11 protein-coding genes are annotated in these 18,798 nt (G+C 73.0%); 10 read left to right on the forward strand and 1 reads right to left on the reverse strand.

Annotated elements, in window-relative coordinates; genetic code table 11:
* Positions 1-200 precede the first annotated feature (200 nt).
* From WMF44_RS41845 to WMF44_RS41860, 4 genes are all read left to right on the forward strand, one after another.
* The gene (locus WMF44_RS41845; RefSeq protein WP_437295645.1) at positions 201-3,869 is read left to right on the forward strand and encodes a protein kinase domain-containing protein; all 3,669 of its coding nucleotides are present in this window, start codon (positions 201-203) and stop codon (positions 3,867-3,869) included.
* Positions 3,866-7,189, forward strand: a complete 3,324-nt coding sequence (locus tag WMF44_RS41850) for a hypothetical protein (protein WP_437295646.1) — start codon at positions 3,866-3,868, stop codon at positions 7,187-7,189. Before WMF44_RS41845 ends, WMF44_RS41850 begins: the two co-directional genes overlap by 4 nt.
* Positions 7,189-7,803 carry a hypothetical protein gene (locus WMF44_RS41855; RefSeq protein ID WP_437295647.1) on the forward strand — a complete coding sequence of 205 codons (615 nt, stop codon included), beginning with the start codon at positions 7,189-7,191 and terminating at the stop codon, positions 7,801-7,803. The genes WMF44_RS41850 and WMF44_RS41855 overlap by 1 nt, the downstream gene beginning before the upstream one ends.
* 164 nt (positions 7,804-7,967) lie before the next feature.
* Positions 7,968-8,873, forward strand: coding sequence for a hypothetical protein (locus WMF44_RS41860; protein ID WP_437295648.1), 906 nt, complete (start codon positions 7,968-7,970; stop codon positions 8,871-8,873).
* A 96-nt stretch (positions 8,874-8,969) separates the two neighbouring features.
* Here the strand turns inward: WMF44_RS41860 and WMF44_RS41865 are convergent, their stop codons facing one another.
* The gene (locus WMF44_RS41865; RefSeq protein WP_437295649.1) at positions 8,970-10,493 is read right to left on the reverse strand and encodes an MFS transporter; all 1,524 of its coding nucleotides are present in this window, start codon (positions 10,491-10,493) and stop codon (positions 8,970-8,972) included.
* A gap of 510 nt (positions 10,494-11,003) precedes the next feature.
* Here WMF44_RS41865 and WMF44_RS41870 point away from each other — a divergent pair.
* From WMF44_RS41870 to WMF44_RS41895, 6 genes are all read left to right on the forward strand, one after another.
* Complete coding sequence (locus WMF44_RS41870) at positions 11,004-12,098, forward strand: tyrosine recombinase XerC (RefSeq protein WP_437301672.1); 1,095 nt, start codon at positions 11,004-11,006, stop codon at positions 12,096-12,098.
* The gene (locus WMF44_RS41875) at positions 12,095-14,407 is read left to right on the forward strand and encodes a sulfatase-like hydrolase/transferase (RefSeq protein WP_437295650.1); all 2,313 of its coding nucleotides are present in this window, start codon (positions 12,095-12,097) and stop codon (positions 14,405-14,407) included. The genes WMF44_RS41870 and WMF44_RS41875 overlap by 4 nt, the downstream gene beginning before the upstream one ends.
* A 123-nt stretch (positions 14,408-14,530) precedes the next feature.
* A complete protein-coding gene (locus WMF44_RS41880; RefSeq protein ID WP_437295651.1) occupies positions 14,531-14,956 on the forward strand; it encodes a MarR family winged helix-turn-helix transcriptional regulator in 426 nt (141 codons plus the stop codon).
* A gap of 54 nt (positions 14,957-15,010) precedes the next feature.
* Complete coding sequence (locus WMF44_RS41885) at positions 15,011-15,994, forward strand: hypothetical protein (protein ID WP_437295652.1); 984 nt, start codon at positions 15,011-15,013, stop codon at positions 15,992-15,994.
* 102 nt (positions 15,995-16,096) lie between these two features.
* Positions 16,097-17,632: an Eco57I restriction-modification methylase domain-containing protein gene (locus tag WMF44_RS41890; protein WP_437295653.1), complete on the forward strand. Its 1,536-nt coding sequence runs from the start codon at positions 16,097-16,099 to the stop codon at positions 17,630-17,632.
* A gap of 79 nt (positions 17,633-17,711) precedes the next feature.
* Positions 17,712-18,797 carry an ATP-binding protein gene (locus WMF44_RS41895; protein WP_012240402.1) on the forward strand — a complete coding sequence of 362 codons (1,086 nt, stop codon included), beginning with the start codon at positions 17,712-17,714 and terminating at the stop codon, positions 18,795-18,797.
* Position 18,798: the final 1 nt, after the last annotated feature.

Genomic DNA, 18,798 nt, shown 5'->3' on the forward strand with positions numbered 1-18,798 from the left:
ATGTGCGCAGTGCGCTGCGCGCTGCGCGCTGCGCGCTGCGAAACGCCTGGCAGCAGCCGCACAGGATGCCTCTCCCACCTTTATTCCGTGGGGGCGGACGTTCTTGTCATGGTTCGCGCTTCAGCGGGAACCATGTATGCTCGGCCAGGCTTGCTCGCCCTCTGCCGCGCACTGCGCGGCCCCTGATCGCTGCCCGGTCTATGGCCCCGCTCGACCCGCACGCCGAGGAGCCGAACCTCGTGGACACCGCCGCTGCGCGGATCGGGACAGCCCTGAACGCCAAGTGGCGGCTCGACGATCTGCTCGGCGTCGGCGGCATGGGCGCGGTGTTCGCGGCGACCCACCGCAGGGGGACGCGGGCGGCGGTCAAGGTCCTCCACATCGAGTTCGCGCGCAACGCCGAGCTGCGGGACCGCTTCCTGCGGGAGGGCAAGATCGCGAACCGGGTCGATCACCCGGCGCGGGTCGCCGTGGTCGAGGACGACCTCAGCGACCGCGGCGAGCCGTTCCTCGTCATGGAGCTGCTCTCCGGCACCACGCTCCAGCGGCTCGCGAGCAGCGCCGGCGGCACCCTCCCCCTCGCCCAGGTGCTGCCCGTCTTCGACGTGGTGCTCGATCTGCTCGAGAAGTGCCACTCGATCGGCATCGTCCACCGCGACATCAAGCCGGCGAACATCTTCGTCACGAGCGCCGGCCACGTGAAGGTCCTCGACTTCGGCATCGCCCGGATGCGCGACCCCGAGCGGCAGGCCACGCGCGCGGGGCTCACGTTCGGCACGCCGGCCTTCATGTCGCCCGAGCAGGCGATGGGCGTGTCCGGCATCGACGGCCGGTCCGACGTCTGGTCGGTCGGCGCGAGCCTGTTCACCCTGCTGTCGGGCAAGCGGCTCAACCGCGGCCGGAGCGAGTCCGAGTCGTATTTCCTCGCCGCGACGCAGACCGCGCCGTCGATCGCGACCGAGGTCCCCGACCTGCCGGTCGAGATCGTGGCGTTCGTCGACAAGGCGCTCGCCTTCGAGCGCGGGGGCCGCTTCCAGAGCGCCGCCGCGATGCGCGGCGAGCTCCGCCGGCTGACGGCCGCGCACGCCGCCAACCAGCTGACGCCCTCGCGCGAGAAGAAGGCGCCGCGCGTGCTCGTCCGCGGCAACGACACCATCGACGAGGACCAGGATCCGCCGTCGATCGTCGAGCAGACCTGCCAGCGGCTCGTCGGCGTCTGGAGGCAGCTCGCGCTCGTGCTCAGCAACATCCGACAGTACGGGTGGAACCACCCCCACGTGAACAAGGGCATCCACTTCGCGTTCGACGAGATCACGCGGACGCTCTCGCAGAACCCCCTCGGCGTCCGCTGGGAGGTCACCCCGAGCGCGTTCACCTCGGGGGGCCAGCCGATCTGGCAGCCCGACAGGCCCCCGTTCGATCGCATCCCCTACCAGCTCTTCGCCGACGGCGTCCGGAAGATCCAGATCAAGGCCGGCATCACCGAGGCCGAGCTCCGCGATTTCGCGGCCATCCTGCTCCGCGACCAGAGCTTCGGCATGAGCGAGGACGACGACGCCGTGACCGCGCTCTGGGACCGGCGCTTCGAGCACATCGCGTACATGGCGATCGACCAGTTCGCCGAGGGCGACGCGGACCTGGAGGATTTCGAGGAGCAGTGCCGGGAGGTCGCGGTGGGGGCGCGCGCCCTCGCGCAGATCGAGAGCCTGTGGGACGAGAGCTCGCTCGCGGGCAGGGCGCTGCAGCGGAACGTCGAGGCCGCGCTCGCGGAGACGGGCGCGGCCGCCTCGGCGCTCGCCATCGACCCGCTGACCCGGAGCACCCTCGGCGCCCAGATCGCGCTGCCGTCGGAGCAGTGGAACGAGCGCTACATGGACGCGTTCGTCGACGGCTACGTGGACGCCGTCCGGCACGGCGACGAGGACCGCATGACGGGGGCGCTCACCGCGTGGACCGCCGACCAGATCGTCCTGCACAGCTACGAGCTCGCGTTCGAGGTGCAGACGATGCTCCGGCGCGCGTTCTTCGCGCGGCTCGACGGCATGCAGCGCGGCCCGGCAGGCGCGGCCAGTGCGGCAGGCGCGGCAGGTCGATCCAGCGCCGCGCTGCCGCAGCTCTCGCCGCGCGCCGTCGACCGGACGCTCGCGCAGGCGATGTTCCCGGTCGAGGCGCTCAGGGCGATCCTCAACGACCTCGCGACGGCTCACCCGGAGGAGCCGGCGGCCACCGGCGCGGCGGCCACGGGAGCGTCGGCCACCGGCGCGGCGGGCCACGGCGTGGCGGCCGCGGGCGCTGCCCCCGGCGGCGCGGCGGCCGCAGGCGCGGCGGCGCAGGCCGGCGTGGGCCGGAGCGCGGCGCAGGCCGGCGCAGGCCGGAGCGCGACACAGGTCGACGCGGGCCGGAGCGCGGCGCAGGCCGACCCAGGGCGCAGCGCGGCGCAGGCCGGCACGAGCCGGAACACGTTGCAGGCCGGCACGAGCCGGAACACCGCGCAGGCCGGCGCGAGCCGGAGCGTGGCGCCGCTCGACCCGGCGATCGTCGAGGGGCTGGCCCACGCGCTCGACGCGCTCGAGGACGGCTCGCTCTTCAGCGCCGCGTGCCAGTGCCACGGCGCCGTGCAGTCCGAGCGCCTGCGCGAGGTCCTGTTCGCCTACATGCGGCGGTGGGCGCCGGGCCGGGAGGCCGAGCTCGGGGACCTGCTCTCTCGCGCCCCGGCCCCCCTCGCCCTGACGCTCCTCCAGCTGCTCGCGCAGCTCAAGACCCCCGGCGCCCTCGCCGCGCTGGAGGCCGGCTTCGCGAGCCCGCACGTCGAGGTGCGCATCAACGCGCTCGCCGAGCTCCCCGACGCCGCCGCGGGCGAGGGCGGCTCCGCGGGCTCCGCCGCCGAGCGCGTCCGGGAAGAGCTCCAGAAGCTCCTCGACGACCCCGCGCCGCCGGTGCGCTGCGAGGCCCTGCGCCTCATCGGCAAGCTCGGCGTGCTCGCCGCGGGCCCGACGCTCGTGCGGCGGATCGTCGCGCCGTCGTTCCACGACCTCTCGGGGGCAGAGCGGCGGCAGTGGCTCGAGACCGTCGCGCAGCTGAACCCCGCGCGCGCCGAGAAGCTCGCGATCGAGCTGCTCGAGAAGCGCCAGCTCATCCCGTCCGAAGCGATCGAGCAGACCCGCGAGCTGGCCGCGCACTTCCTCTGCCAGGCGCGGAGCTACGAGGCGCTCCGCGCGGTCAAGGAGGCGACCAAGCCGCGCTGGTGGAACACCCCGCCGGTGCGCGACGCCGCCGCGCGCGCCGCGGTCGCGATCGCCGCGCGCCTCGTCGCGCCGACCCGCCCGAGCGATCGCCCGGCGGCGCAGGCGCACCCGGACGCGAGCGCGCCGCCCTCGCGCGCAAGGCGCTCGTACTCGCCCGTCTCGGTCCGGCGCGTGAGCCCGGGCGGGCCGCTCAGCCTGCCGGACCAGCTCGAGCCGTGGAGCACCCCGCGCCCCGGATCCATGACCCCGAACGGCGACGCCGGCCGAGCCGCCTACAGGCCGCCGCTCGTCTCGCCGGTGCCCGCCTCGACGAGCGCCGCCTCGGCGCCTCCCACCTCCGTGCCGTTCAGCCGGCGCGGGCCGCCGCCTTCCTCCACGTCGGCGTCCACCCCGACGGCCGCGCCGCCGCCGATGCCGCCGTCGATGCCGCGCCCGGCCATGCCGCCGAGGTCCCCCGCCCCGCCCTCGAGCGCCAGCGCCGCGCCGTACAGCGCGCGGCAGGGCCCCGCCTCGTTGCCGTTCGGCGCGCCGTCCCGCACGGCCATCGAGCCCGCGCCCGGCAGCGCGGTGCCCTCGACGAAGCCGGCGCCGTCTCCGTCGCCCCGCGGCGGGAGGAAGCCGTGAGCGAGGAGAAAGCGAACCTCCACGAGAGCACGGGCGACACGGCGATCTCGGGCGTGAAGGCCGACGTGCGGCGCCGCGCGGCGCTCGGGCTCGTGCAGATGATCTACCGGCTCGCGAAGGCGTGCCTCCTGCACAGCGACTCGAACCAGGCGGTGCTGTCGCTCGTCCCGTCCGCCATCGACAGCATCGTCCAGTTCTGCGAGCTGTCGGGGAGCGAGGCCGCGACGATCGTGTTCGCGGGCAACACCCTCTTCATCAACGGCCAGATGCTCCGCGCCTCGCGCGAGACGTACGAGGTCGCCCTGGAGCTCGGCAGCTTCTTCGAGGCCTGCGACGTCTCCGAGCTCGTGCTCGACAAGGCGGTCCGTCGGGCCGAGCTCGCCGCCTTCGCCCGCCTCCTCGCCGACGCCCAGCGCGACCGCAGCATCGCCGCGCGGCTCCTCCAGTCGAGCCTGCGGGGCGTCCGCGTCCGCAAGCTCACGAACCCGTTCCCTGGCGGGGCCATCGACGGCGACGGCACCCGCATCGGCCGGATCAGCCGCACCTACGCGGCGGCGATCCTCGTGATGCGGTCGTTCTACGCGGCCCTGCGCTCGTCCCCGGCGATCCTGCCGCAGCGGGTGAAGCGCGTCGCGCAGAAGCTCGTCGCCGCGGCCGAGGAGGACGCGCGCCTCCTGCTCTCGGTCGCCGCGGGCAAGATCGCCGACCCGGACGAGGGGGGCCTCAGCGTGTCCACGGCGATCGTCGCGCTGGGCATCGCCCGGCAGCTCACGACCGACAGGAGGATGCTCGGGAGCCTCGTCACCGCGGCGCTGCTCTACGACGTGAGCCGGCTGCGGCTCACGGGGGTGCTCGCCGGCTCGGCCGACGAAGGGGAGCCTGTCGCGCGCTCTCTCCTCGAGCGCGGCCTGAGCGACGACGAGAAGGAGCGGCTGCCCGCGAGCGCGGCCGTCATGTTGACGGCGCTCGGCAAGCTGCACGCGCCCTCGATCACGCGCACGGTGATCGCCTACGAGGCGCTCGCGCTGCGGCAAGGCGGCCGGCAGGGCCCGCTCTACGGCGGCCGGCGCAGCCCCACGGTGCTCGCGCGGATCCTGGCGGCCGCCCGCCAGTTCACGGAGCTCCGGACGGCGCCGTTCCCGACGATCGAGACCGCGTCGGGCGGCGCCTCGTCGCTCGACGCCGTGCTCCAGCGCATGATCTCGGGCGCCGAGAGCGCGACCGACCGGGCGATCGGCAAGCTGCTCGTCGGCGCGCTCGGCATCATCCCGACGGGGACGTTCGTGCAGCTGAGCACCGGCGAGCTCGGGGTCGTCCTCTCGACGCCGCTGTCGCCCGCGCACTTCGCGCAGCCGCCGGTGCGCGTCCTGTTCGACGAGCAGGGCCACCTCCTCGGCGCGCCGTTCGACGTCGACCTCTCGCAGCGGGCGCCGGGCGCGGAGCCGTGCTTCATCGTCCGGCCGGTCGAGGTCGAGCCTCACCACGAGCGGGCGATCCGCGCCGCGTTCGGCTTCCGTTCCGGGAGGGGCGCCGCGGGGGTGGAGTCGCGGGTGACGGCCGCCGCGCCGGTGCTCTTCGGCGACGAGGTCCCGCCGACGGAGCCGGGCGACACGCTCGCGCCGCGCGCGATCCGCTCGGAGGAAGGCGCGCGCTCCGCGCAGGCGCGCAAGGAGGCCGCGTGGCTCGGCAGGCCGCTCGCGGGCTCCGCGCAGGCCGGGCCGTCGCCGACCAGCGTGCAACCCCGGCAGGCGGCGCCGGCCGATCGCCCGGCGGCGGCCGAGCGGGGTCGCGACGAGAACCTCATCTCGACGCAGCCGCCCCCCTCGACGGCAGCGGCGCGCGCGGCGATGGCCGTCCCTCCTCCGCCGCGGTTGCCGCGGGACTCGCGGCCCTTCGGGCAGGTCGCGTCGACGAGGTACTCCGTGCCGGCGCCCGAGCCGACGCGCCCGTCGCGGCAGATCGAGCGCCGGGACGACGCGCCGGCGCGGGACCCGGGCGTGGGCCAGCTGCCGACGATCGGCCCTCCGGCGGCGTTCCCGGCGTCGCGGAGGTCGGGGGATCTCCGGCTCGGCGCGCCGTCGCGCCGGTCGGATTCCCGAGTTGATCCGGAGGATTGGGACTGGGACGACGAGCTCCCGACCATCGATCCGCCGCCGCCGGGGCCGCCGCCCACCTCGCGGAGCCCTTCCTTCGCGTCCGAGCCTCCGCCCGCCAGCGCGCTCGATCACGCGCCCACGTACACCCCGCCCCGTCCTTCCAGCCACGCGTCGGACCGTGCCCCTGCCCCTCGCCATCCATCGCCCCGTCCTTCCAGCCACGCGTCGGACCGTGCCCCTGCCCCTCGCCATCCATCGCCCCGTCCTTCCAGCCACGCGTCGGACCGTGCCCCGGGCTATCCGCCGCCCCATCCTTCCAGCCACGCGTCGGACCGCGCCCCTGCCCCTCGCTATCCATCGCCCCGTCCTTCCAGCCACGCGTCGGACCGCGCCCCGGGTTATCCGCCCCCCCGTCCTTCCAGCCACGCGTCGGACCGGGCCCCGGGCTATCCGCCACCCCATCCTTCCAGCCACGCATCGGACCGCGCCCCTGCCCCTCGCTATCCATCGCCCCGTCCTTCCAGCCACGCGTCGGACCGCGCCCCGGGTTATCCGCCGCCCCGTCCTTCCAGCCACGCGTCGGACCGTGCTCCTGGCTATCCGCCGCCCCGTCCTTCCAGCCACGCGTCGGACCGCGCCCCTGGCCACGCGCCGCCCCGCATTCCCAGCCCGACGCCGGCCCGTGCCTCCAGCCACGTGCCGCCCCGTACCCTCAGCCCGGCGCCGGCCCGTGCCTCCAGCCATGCGCCGGGCGGTGCCCCGAGCTACGCCCCGGAGCCTGTCCCGACGGAGCGAAACGCGCCGCGCGCGTTCTCCAGCGCCGGGTCCGGCTCGAGCCTGGAAGAGGCGGACCTGACGTGGACCGACGAGCTGCCGACGCTCGATCCTCCCCCGCCGCCGAGCACGGAAGAGCTCGAGCGCGATCGGCTGCTCGCGGCGTACCTGGCCGAGCGCACGCCCTTCCCGCAGGCTGGTCTTCTTGAATGGAGCTCGGCGCCCAGCGAGGCGCCGGGGCGCGCCGAGGCGGACGCCGACGGCAGGTGGCGCGGCGACGCGCTGTCCCAGCGGCCGCCGCCCGACTCGCGGGCGATGGCGCCGATCACCATGGCGCCGACGAGCTCCAGCTCCTTCGGCGCCACGAGGCGCCCGCGCGCGCCCATCCCGCGGGAGGAGCCCGAGGACGACGGGGGGGATCCTCCGGCGCCGGAGGGGCGGGACCGCTGATGGCCTGGCCCGCTGCGGTGAGCCGTGGGCTCGCTGCGCTGCTGCTCGCCGCGCCGGCGTGCGCCGACGACGGCGGGGATCCCCCGCCGGTCGAGCACGCCTGCAAGCTCGGGTACCTGGGCGAGGAGGGCGCCGACATCCGCATGGAGGTCACCGCGCTCGACTCGAGCGACGCGGCGCACCCGGTGAGCGACGGCGACGGGATCGACATCATCATGCCGCCGCAGGGCGGGCGGGTGCTCTTCCTGGGCGTCCGCGCGACGAACCTGAGCGCCTGCGGCGTCCAGCTGTCCGGCTCGCTCCGCGATCCCTTGTCCGGGCGTGTGATGTCCGAGTCGAGGACGGTCAACCTCAGGCCGACCGGCGACGGCTGGGGAGCGAGCGTCGACGCCGACATCTCGACCTTCGCGAACGTGGGAGTCTGCCCGAACAACTGGTCGGGCAGCGACATCTTCGATCACGACTACGAGATCGAGGTGCAGGTGAAGGACAGGGAGGGCCGGACGGCGAAGCAGGTGCGGCAGGTCCGGCCGGCGTGCAACGAGCCCGAGTTCGAGGTCGAGTGCCGCTGCATCTGCAAGCACGGGTACGTCCTCGGCGAGGCGTGCGAGTAGGCCGCAGCGCTGCGAGTCCAGCAGCGGAGTGGCTGGTCCGAAAAAAACTCGTTGGTAATGCGATCTCGTGATGCGCATGCACCGCCGCGCGTAAGAGACGAAGCGGCCAAGAACACGGCATAACGCGCTGGTTCCTGTGGACACGCTCTGCTACTGAGCCGCGCGTGGGGCAGCCGGACCAGTTCGCCAAACGCACCTTTGCCGCAGAGACGGAGCGGATCACCGGCGGTGCTGTCACATGGCAGGATCCGCCCGAGATTGGCCTGGTGAAGGTGCAGAGCGATGGGCTCTTGCTCGTACGCCACCCCGACCGTATTGCAGCGCTGCCCGCCCCATGGCCAGAGGCCGGGAGCCACGAGGAGGTCCTGGTCGAGCTGAAAATGCCAGGAGATCATCTCGATTTCCCGGCCGTCGAGCGCGCGCTGCTCCGGCGGCAGGCGAGGCAGGTGCAACGGGCGGAAGACAGCACACATGCGTGGTCGGGCCAGGAGCCGCTCTGGCTCGTCGCGCCGCACGTGCCCGACTGGCTGCGGGCGCAACGCGCGCTCGTCGCCGTCGGGCAAGCTTGTTACCGTGTGGAGCCGTCGAGCTTCCCCTTCCTGTGGATCGCAGCCAACGACCTTCCGCTGCGCGACGAGCTCGTCCCCTTCCTGGTCGCCCGCTCCGGACGGGCGCTCGACGAGTTTGCCCGGTGGGTCGCCTCGCGAATGCCGCTCGCATGGGTGCTCGGCATGGTAAGATTCACCGCGATGTCGGCGACCGTGCGCGAAGAGCTGTTGTGGTGGGTTGGCAAGGGTGAAGACCCCGAGGTCAAGGCGCGGGAGCGAGAGATCCTTCAGGCTCTGCTCGGTGCAAACCCGGACGTACAGCAGAAGCTGGTCGAGAAGGGCATCGAGCGGGGTCGCCTCTCCGAGGCCCGAACCGCGCTGCGCAGGGTGCTCGCGCAGCGGCAGCTCGCGCTGCGTCCTGAGGAGGACGCACGCATCGAGGGCTGCGCCGAGCTCGAGGTCCTGGAACGGTGGCTCGAACGCGCCGTCACCGCCACGACGGCGGCCGAAGCGTTGACGTAACCGCGAGCTGCCCTGCCTGGAGGCGCCGCTCGTGCGGCGACCGGCCACGCCGGCCGGCGCCAGGCCCCCTCGCCCGCGCCGGCGCGGCCGCGCGCCCTACACGTCGAGGTCCTTCCACCTCCTCGAGCGCCGGGAGAAGATCAGCATCCCGACGAGCGAAGCGACCCCGATCGCCGCGAACGAATACCAGATCTCGTAAGGCCGGTAGGTGTCCCAGAGCAGGCGCGTCGCCTCGGCGGCGTCGATGTGCAGCGTCTCCTGCAGCGTCCTGAAGGCCTGCTGGCGCGACACCCCGAGGAGCTCCGAGAGCGACGCCACATCGCCGTTCCATGCCTTCCCCTTGGCGAGATCGGTCTTCTCGGCGAGGTAGCGCAGGGCCAGCGTGGCCTTCTCGCCCCGGGTCCCATAGAGGATCCCGGCCATCTGCGCGCCGATCGCGGGGCCGATCGCCGCCGGAATGTTGACGTAACCGAGATAAAGCGCCTTCTTTCCCTTCGGCGCGATGAGCGCGAAATACTCGCTCTTCTTCGGGCCGGTCAGCATCTCGCCGATGGAGAAGAGCAGGATGCCCCCGAAGAGGACGTAGAGCGACGTCGTGGTCCCTGCGACGAGGATGCCGAAAATGGCGACGAGGATGCCCAGCGTCATCGCCGAGAGCACCTTCATCCTCGCCACCAGGTACGAGAAGGGCACGAGGAGCAGGACGATGCTCACCGAGTTCAGGTTGATCACGTTCTCCTGCTTGAGCTGGACCCCGCGCGGATCCTTGAGCTCGAGCCACGACGCCGGGAGCCAGGGGTTGTTCTGCACGAAGGAGGTGCTGCTGATCCAGTCCGTGTAGAAGTTCGGCATCAGATCCCAGAGCTGGTACATCATCAGCCAGAACCCCGAGAGCAGCAGGATCACGGTGATGAGCCGCGCGTCCCAGATGTTCTTGATCGTGTCCTTGAAGACCCTCCACGCCCCGGAGGTCTTGTCAGCGCCGGAGTCGACCTCCTTGTACGTGAACAGCATCAGGAAGTTCAGGGAGATGATGGCGGCGCAGCCATAGAAGACCCACGACCAGCTCTTGCCGTGGAGGTAGCCGGCGAGCGGCGGGCCGATCGCCGCGCCCACGTTCACGAGCCAGTAGAAGAGGCCCCAGCCGACCGACGAGTTCGACTTGTCCATCGACTGGGCCAGGGTGCCCTGGATCCCGGGCTTGAAGAGGGCCGTGCCCGTCGCGAGGACGACCACGCCGAGCAGAAAGCCGGTGAAGCTCCGCTGCGTCGCCATCAGCAGATAACCGATGATCTTCAGCCACACCGTGATGAAGATCGTGCGCTTGTAGCCGTACCGGTCGGCGTAACCGCCGCTGATCATCGGGAGCAGCGACTGGATGAGGGCCCAGACCATGTAAATGGTGCCCTTGTCCTGCTGGCTGAAGTGGAGCCCTCCAGGCTCGTCGGCCTGGGCGATGTAAATGGGCATGACGACGCGCACACCGTAGTAAGCCAGCCGTTCCCACATTTCCATGGTGCAGCCCATCCAGAAGGAGCGCGGCAGGCTTTTCAGGGTCTGAGCAAAGGAAAGCTTCGTCGGCGCCTCGACGGCCGGCACGCTCACGGCTGCGTTGGTCATTTCATGCTCCTCGTGCGCCCGGGCCCCGGGCAAGCCCTCGTACCACACCGAGAGCGGCGTACACACCTGGATCACAAGCGTGTCCCGCCGCGGTCCGTCAGGGGCAACCACGATTGAGCAGCTCCTTCGCGGCGAGCGGGCGCCGGTCTCACGCGCGTCGAAACAGCCGGTCTTCACCGCCGCGCTCTGCAGTTCGATTCACGCTTCGACAGCGCGGATCATGGATCCTCGTGGACAGCAGAACCGGGAGTGCGCGGCGCTCGCGCCATGTCGCCCACCGGGTGGGTGGTTCACTCATGATCCGTGAGGGGCGTTTTCTTGTCAGGGCATGGCGAGACGCGCCCCGCGACCTCCACCTGCCTGCCGCGGGACGTGGCGACCGCGGTCCCCTCCGGCCAGCGCCCGCCTTCCCTGCCGCGCCGCGCAGCGGCGCCGGCCGAGCGGCGCTCCACCTTGGCCGCCGGCGAGTCTTTGCCTGCGGCGCCGTCCTGGTGGTAGGGCAAACCCGTGATGCACGCGCGGCGGAGCGGCGATCGATCCGGCGGGACCACGCTGGAGCAGGCGATCGCGCGTTTCCTGACCTACCTTACGGCCGAGCGGCGGGCCTCGCGCCACACCGTGGCGGCGTACCGGCGCGACCTCGAGCAGCTCGCGTGCTTCGCCCGCGAGAAGGCGGCCGCGAACGCCGATCACCGCCCTGCGCGAGCGCGCGGCAAGGCCCCGGCCACCGGCAAGGCCCCGGTCGCCGGCAAGGCCCCGGCCACCGGCAAGGTCCCGGCCACCGGCGAGGCCCCCTCTCCGGACGAGGCCACGGCCGTGGATGGCCTCGACGTGCTCCTCCTGCGCAGCTGGCTGGGCTCGCTCGCGCGCACCCACGCGCCCGCCTCGATCGCGCGCAAGGTGGGCGCCGCCCGCGCCCTGCTCCGCTACCTGGAGCGGCGCGGCGAGGTCGACAAGAACGCGGCGGCCCAGCTCGCCCTGCCCAAGGTCCGGCGCCCGCTGCCCACCTTCCTGGACGTCGACGCCGCCGCCGAGGTCATGGAGATCCCCGGCGCCGAGACGGCCGAGGGGCTCCGCGACCGCGCCATGCTGGAGACCCTCTACGGCGCGGGCCTGCGCGTCTCCGAGCTCTGCGGGCTCGACCTCACCCACGTCGACCGGCGCCCGGCCGACAGGGCCGCGGTGCGCGTCGTCGGCAAGGGCGACAAGGAGCGGATCGTCCCGCTCGGCTCCCACGCCCTCGCCGCCATCGAGCGCTACCTCGAGCGGCGCGACGAGCTCGCCGATCCGACGACCGGCGCCCGCGACCCCCGCGCCCTCTTCCTGTCCCGCCGCGGCGCGCGCATCGGCGTGCGCCGCGTCCAGGCGCTGGTGCAGCGCTACGGCGCGCTCGGCGCCGGCCGGGCCGACCTGCACCCGCACGCGCTCCGGCACACCTGCGCGACCCACCTGCTCGACGGCGGCGCCGACCTCCGGGCCATCCAGAAGCTGCTCGGGCACGCCTCGCTCGCCACGACGCAGCGGTACACGCACGTCTCGATCGACCACCTGCTCAAGGTCTACGACGCCGCTCACCCCATGGCGCGGAAGCGGGGCCCGGCGTGAAGCGAGCCTCGAGCTCGCCGGGCCCCGCGGTCCCGACGCTGGCCCGCGCGTGGGCGGGGCGGCTCGCCAGGAGCGCGCTCGGCGCCAGCGTCTTCGGCGTCGTGGCCGCGTCGCTCGACGCCGGGTGGGCCACGGCGGGCGCCGGCGACGACGCCGCCTTCCAGCTCGCCACCTACCTCGCCGACATCGGGGTGTTCGCGCCCGTCGCGCTCGTCGTCGGCCTGCTCGCGGGCGCCGCCGCGATCGTTGTCGACCCGTCGGGCCCGCCGTCGCCGGCCACGCTCGTGGGCGCGCTGCGGGTGCGGGCGATCGGCCGGCCCGCCGACATCGCGGCGTTCGTGCCGCTCGCGGTGCTCGCTGCCTTCCTCTGGATGACCCTGTGCGCCCACCTCGCCCGCGCCCTGCTCGGCCTCGAGGCCGCGCCCCTGCTGGTCGGCACCGCGGTCGCCGCGGGCGCGCTCGGCCTCGGCCTCATCGCGGGCCTCGCCGTCCTCGCCCTCACGCCGCCGCTCCGGCGCGCGCTCGCCAACGCCAGCGACGGCCGCCCCGCCTGCGTCGATCCGGCGGTCACGGGCGGCGTCGCGCTCGCGATCGCCGCGGCCCTGTTTGCGGTCGGCGTCGCCACGGGCGGCGTCTCCGGCGAGGGCGGCTTCCTCGGCGTCTACGGCATCTTCAAGCGCCCCGAGCTCGACCTGCGCGCCCCGGCGCTCCTTCTGGTCGTCGCGCTCGCCGCCTTCCTCGCGCCGGTCGCGGTCCGGACGGCGCGCGCGCCCGTCGCGCTCCTCGCCGCGCTCCTGCCGCTCGCGCTCACCGCGCGCGCCGCCTCCGCGCTCAACGCGGAGCCCGCGGTGGCGCAGGCGATCGAGCGCGGCGCGCCCGTCGGGGGCAAGAGCCTCGCGGTCCTGCGCCGCCTCGCCGATCGCGACGGCGACCGCGCGGCCGGCCTCTTCGGCGGCGGGGACTGCGACGACCGCGACGCGCGCGTCCACCCGCTGGCCGAGGAGATCCTCGACAACGGCGTCGACGACGACTGCTCCGGCGGCGATCTGACGGCCGCGGCGCTCGCCGCGCTCGCCCCTGCCCCGAAGGCGGCCCCGCGCGCCGACGCCCGCGGGTCGTCAGAAGCGCGCCTGCCGGCGGACCTGAACGTCGTCCTCGTCACCGTCGACACGCTCCGCTGGGACCTCGGCTACGCGGGCAACCCGCGGCCCGTATCGCCGAACCTCGACGGCCTCGCGGCCCGCTCCACGGTGTTCGAGCGCGCGTACTCGCTCGCGTCCTACACGGGCAAGAGCGTCGGCCCGATGCTCATCGGCAAGTACGGGAGCGAGACCCACAGGAACTGGGGGCATTTCAACAAGTTCAGCGAGGAGGACACGTTCGTCGCCGAGCGCCTGAAGCGCGCCGGGGTGCGCACGATGAGCGTGCACGGGCACCGCTACTTCGGCAGCTTCGGCGGGCTCGATCGCGGCTTCGACGTGGTGGACATGTCCGCGGCGCCGCCGGAGGGCGCGCCCTGGGACGTCGACAACAAGGCGACGAGCGCCGCGCTGACCGACGCCGCGCTGCGGCTGCTCGGGTCGGCGGACAACACGGGCGGGCGCTTCTTCCTGTGGGTCCACTACCTCGACCCGCACGCCGACTACCTCCGGCACGACGACGTCGCAAGCTTCGGCGCGGCCTCGCAGCGGGATCTCTACGACGGCGAGGTGGCCTTCACGGACCGGCACATCGGCCGGCTGCTCGACGCGATCGCGGCGGCGCCCTACGGCGGGCGCACGGCGATCGTCGTGACGAGCGATCACGGCGAGGCGTTCGGCGAGCACAAGATGTTCCGCCACGGCTTCGAGCTCTGGGAGGAGCTCGTGCGGGTGCCGCTGGTCGTCCACGTGCCGGGCGCGGCGCCGTCCCGGGTCTCGGCGCGGCGCAGCCTGATCGATATCGCGCCGACGCTGCTCGATCTGATGCGGGTACCCGGGCCTGCCGAGGGCGCGGCCGCGAGCGACTTCCTGTCGGGTGCGTCGCTCTTGCCCGACGTGTTCCTCGCCCCGGGCGAGCAGGCCCAGGCGCGCGACGTGCTGATCGACATGCCGGCCGGGCCTTACAACGACGCGCGGCGGTCGTTCCTCCGCGGCGACATGAAGCTGACGATCTCGGGCGGCGCCCGGTTCGAGCTCTATGACCTGGCGAGCGACCCGGAGGAGCGGAAGAACCTCTGGGGCACGCCGGCGGCGAAGGAGATCGAGCCGTACTACGCGGCGGCGCGGGCGCGCCTCCGCGAGATCCGCGTGACCGGCGCCCGCAAGTGACCGGCGCCCGCGCGTAGAGCTGCCGCCCGGCCGCTTCACGCGGCGGACGGACCCGCGCCGGGATCGCGCGATCGCGCCGGCAACTACTTGCACATGAGCAACTAATGCGTAATAGATAATATTGTGAGAAAGCAAAAGATCCTGGGCTCGCCGCTCGAGCGGTTCACGCGGATGATGTTCTCGCGCATCATCGCGGGGCTCGCGCGCGCGCTGCACGAGGAGGACTTCAGCGTGGCGCAGGTGGCCGCGCTGCACCTCGTCGATCAGGAGGGCCCGGTGCGCGTCACCGCGCTCGCCACGTCGCTCGGGCTCTCGGCCTCGGCCGGGAGCCGGCTCGTCGACGGCCTGGTGCAGCGGGGGCTCCTGGCGCGGCAGGAGGATCCCGAGGACCGCCGCGCGAAGACGCTCGCGCTCACGCCGCTCGGCCGCCGCTTCGTCGACCAGGCGAGCGCGGAGCGGGTCCGGGTGATCCTGGAGACGGCCAGGTCGCTGCCGCCCGAGATCTCGGCGGCGATCCTGTCGGCGATCAGCGCGTTCCAGCGAGAGTGAGCCACGTTCGCGGAACGTGGTGCGTGAAACCCCTTGTCGGAAGAGGAGGTCAGCATGGATATCGTCGTGTTTCTGTCGCATGAGATCCCGGCCGCGCTCGGCGCGCTCCGGGAGGTGGCCCTGGCCGGCGGCGCGCTCGCGCGCTTCGACCCAAAGCAGCGCGCCGTCCTGGAGGAGCTCGCGGCCCTGCACGGCGCCCGCGCCGACGTCGACGGGCTGCCGCGCGTCACGCCCGACGCGGTGGCCAGCGCGATCCCGGATCCGCACCGGCGCAAGCGGCTGGTGCAGCTCGCGCTCGTGACCGCGATGGCGGACGGCGAGGTGACGGCGGCCGAGGTGGACGCGGTCGAGGCGCTCGACCGGGCGCTCGGCGTGCGCGAGCAGGGCGTGGGCGTGCTCCGCCTCGTGGCGCGCGGCCACAGGGGGCTCGCCAAGGCCGCCGTGCGGCGCCGGCTCGTCGGCGCGTTCGCCGGCGAGGTCCTGAGGAAAGAGGGCCTGGCCGGCGTGCGCAGGCTCCTCGGGCCCTTCTTCCGCGCGGGCGTCGAGGATCGCTCGCGGGCCCTCCGCTACAAACAGCTCGGGCTGCTGCCCGAGGGCACGTTCGGCCGGGTGTTCTGGGAGCACTGCACAGCGCGCGGCTTCCTGTTCCCCGGCGAGAGCCGGGACGCGATCCCGGAGCGCATGGTGTTCCACGATCTCGGCCACGTGCTCGCGGAGTACGACACCGATCCCGCGGGCGAGATCCAGGCCGGCTCCTTCCAGGCGGGGTTCATCCGGCGCGACGGGTTCGCCTTCCTGCTCTTCGTGATGCTGCAGTTCCACCTCGGGATCCAGATCACGCCCGTCGCCGCGCCGCAGGTCGGGCTCTTCGAGGCGCGCAAGGTGCTGCGCGCGCTGGCGCGCGGCGCGGCCTGCAAGGTCGATCTGAGCGACCGCTGGAACTTCTGGGACGTCGTTCATCTGCCGCTCGGCGAGGTGCGCGAGCGCTTCGGGATACCGCCGCTCGCCGCGATCGCGGCGCGGCGAGAGGCCGCCTGAGCGGCGCGCCGCGGGCGCCGCCTCGCTGGCGAGGCGCCCACGGCGCGTTCACCGCCCAGGCACGGTTGGCTCGATGCCCCGGCTGCGGTAACCACGTCATCGATGAGCCGGGCAGCGAGACTCGAGGCAGCCGCCCCGCCGCCGCTCCTCGACCGCGTCGACCTCCACCGCGTCGAAGCCTCGCGGGCGCTCGATCCCCGCACGCGGTCCGAGCTGGGTCAGTTCCTCACGCCGCCGCCGGTGGCGTCGTTCATGGCGTCGCTGTTCGAGCGGCCCAGCGAGGAGATCCGCGTGCTGGACGCCGGCGCCGGCGTGGGCAGCCTCCTCGCCGCGTTCACGGCCAGCGCGTGTGCCCGCCGGAAACGCCCGAGCGCGATCCGCGCGACCGGCTTCGAGATCGACCCGCGGCTCGCGGCGTACCTGCGCCGGACGGCGCGCGCGTGTCGCGACGAGTGCGCCGGCGCCGGGATCGACTTCGCTGCCCGCGTCATCGAGGCCGACTTCATCCGGTCGGCCGTCGAGCAGCTCGACGGCGGCCGGCCTCGCCCGGGCATGCCGCGCTCGTTCACGCACGCGATCCTGAATCCACCTTACAAGAAGCTCAACTCGGACACCGAGGCCAGGGCGGCGCTGCGGCGCGTGGGCCTCGAGACCAGCAACCTGTACACGGCCTTTCTTGGTCTCGCGATCCTCCTCCTGGAGCCGGGCGGGGAGCTCGTCGCGATCACCCCCCGGAGCTTCTGCAATGGTCCTTACTTTCGACCGTTCCGGGCGCTGTTCTTCCGAGAGATGTCGCTGCGGAGGGTGCACGTCTTCGAATCGCGCAAGGCGGCGTTCGCGGAGGACGAGGTCCTTCAAGAGAACGTCATCATTCACGCCATCAGGGGCGGCCGGCGCGATCCTGTCACCATCTCGTCGTCGCGCGGTCCCGACGGCGAGCTGCTGTCGGTCCGCTCCGTGCCGTTCGAGCACGTCGTCCGGCCCGGAGATCCCGAGCTGTTCATCCACGTGGTGCCGGACGACGCCGGGGAGAGGGTCGCTGCCACGTTCGCGCGCATGCCCTCCCGGTTGACGGACTTGAACGTGGGCGTCTCGACGGGAAAGGTCGTCGACTTCCGAGCGCGCGAGTTCTTGCGGCAGGAGCCCGGCAGGGGCACCGGCCCGCTGATCTACCCGACGCACCTCGCGTCGGGCGTCGTTCACTGGCCCAAACATGGCAAGAAGCCGAACGCCCTCGTGGACGCGCCGGAGACGGCCGATCTCTGGATGCCCAGCGGGAACTACGTGCTCGTCAAGCGCTTCTCGTCGAAGGAGGAGCGGCGGCGGGTCGTCGCCGCCCTCTTCACGCCCGAGAGCGCGCCGGGCGACAGGATCGGGTTCGAGAACCACCTCAACGTGCTTCACCGAAGCGGCGAGGGGCTGCCGGCCGTGATGGCGCGCGGCCTCGTGGCCTTCTTGAACTCGACGCTCGTGGATACCCACGTTCGGCAGTTCAACGGGCACACCCAGGTGAACGCGACCGACCTGAGGAACCTCAGGGTCCCGACCGTCGAGCAGATCGAATGGCTCGGGCGGCGCGTGCCCGATCCAGGCCTTCCACAGGAGGAGCTCGACCATATCGTCGAGCAGGTGCTGTGATGGCGAGGAGCTCGAAGGCGCTCGCGCCGTTCTCCCCCCCTCTCTCCGCCCCGTTCTGCGGTAACCTCCTGCGCCACCCATGAGCGACCTCCGCCAGCCCGCCGAGACCAAGTACGAACACGAGCTCGCGGCCCTCGCCGCCAACGACACGGCGCCGAGGCCGCCCGGGTGGCGCCTCTCGCCGAGGGCCGTCGAGACCTACATCCTCGGCAGCGACAAACCCGTCGGCGGCGTCGCGATCACCCCCAAGTACATCGGCGATCGCGCCCTCGTGCAGGTCGCCCTCGCGACCCTCGCCTCCGACCGCGCCCTCATGCTCGTCGGCGAGCCGGGCACCGCCAAGAGCTGGCTCTCCGAGCACCTCTCCGCCGCCATCAGCGGCACGAGCGCCCTCGTCGTCCAGGGGACCGCGGGCACCAGCGAGGAGCACGTCAAATACGGCTGGAACTACGCCCTGCTCCTCGCCGAAGGGCCCTCGCAGAAGGCGCTCGTGCCCTCGCCCATCCTCCGCGCCATGCGCGACGGGCGCTTCGCGCGCTTCGAGGAGATCACCCGCACCTCGTCGGAGATCCAGGACGCGCTCATCTCCATCCTGTCCGAGAAGCAGATCGCCGTCCCGGAGCTCGACCAGGTCGTCCCCGCGCAGCGCGGCTTCAACCTCATCGCCACCGCCAACACCCGCGACCGCGGCGTCAACGAGATGAGCGCCGCGCTCAAGCGCCGCTTCAACTTCATCACCGTCCCCGTCGTCGACGACCTCGAGCAGGAGATCCGCATCGTGCAGAAGCGCGAGGCCGAGCTCCGCGGCGACTACCAGGTCGGCGTCGAGCCGCCCGCCGAGCTCGCCAAGCTGCTCGTCACGCTCTTCCAGGAGCTCCGCGCCGGCGTCACCAAGGACGGCAAGACCAAGGTGAAGACCCCGGGCTCCGTCCTGTCGACCGCGGAGGCCATCAGCGTGCTCTTCAACAGCGGCATCCTCGCGCAGCACTTCGGCACCGGGAAGGTGACCGCCGACGACCTCTCCCGCTCGCTGCTCGGCGCCGTGAGCAAGGAGGGCGGCGACGACCTCAAGGCCGTCCGCGAGTACTGCGAGACCGTGGCCAAGGGCCGCGCAGGGCTCTGGAAGGAGTTCTACGCCTCCGCCAAGAAGCGCCTCGCGACCTGAA

Origin of the sequence: Sorangium sp. So ce426 (assembly GCF_051475585.1) — a bacterium.
Taxonomy (GTDB): Bacteria; Myxococcota_A; Polyangia; order Polyangiales; family Polyangiaceae; genus Sorangium; species Sorangium cellulosum_B.

What these genes read in the sequence shown, in the direction of transcription:
- WMF44_RS41855 (WP_437295647.1), top strand. Translation starts at nt 7,189, where the DNA reads ATGGCCTGGCCCGCTGCGGTGAGCCGTGGGCTCGCTGCGCTGCTGCTC.
- WMF44_RS41885 (WP_437295652.1), top strand. Translation starts at nt 15,011, where the DNA reads ATGGATATCGTCGTGTTTCTGTCGCATGAGATCCCGGCCGCGCTCGGC.
- WMF44_RS41865 (WP_437295649.1), bottom strand. Translation starts at nt 10,493, where the DNA reads ATGACCAACGCAGCCGTGAGCGTGCCGGCCGTCGAGGCGCCGACGAAG.
- WMF44_RS41870 (WP_437301672.1), top strand. Translation starts at nt 11,004, where the DNA reads ATGCACGCGCGGCGGAGCGGCGATCGATCCGGCGGGACCACGCTGGAG.
- WMF44_RS41890 (WP_437295653.1), top strand. Translation starts at nt 16,097, where the DNA reads ATGAGCCGGGCAGCGAGACTCGAGGCAGCCGCCCCGCCGCCGCTCCTC.
- WMF44_RS41845 (WP_437295645.1), top strand. Translation starts at nt 201, where the DNA reads ATGGCCCCGCTCGACCCGCACGCCGAGGAGCCGAACCTCGTGGACACC.
- WMF44_RS41895 (WP_012240402.1), top strand. Translation starts at nt 17,712, where the DNA reads ATGAGCGACCTCCGCCAGCCCGCCGAGACCAAGTACGAACACGAGCTC.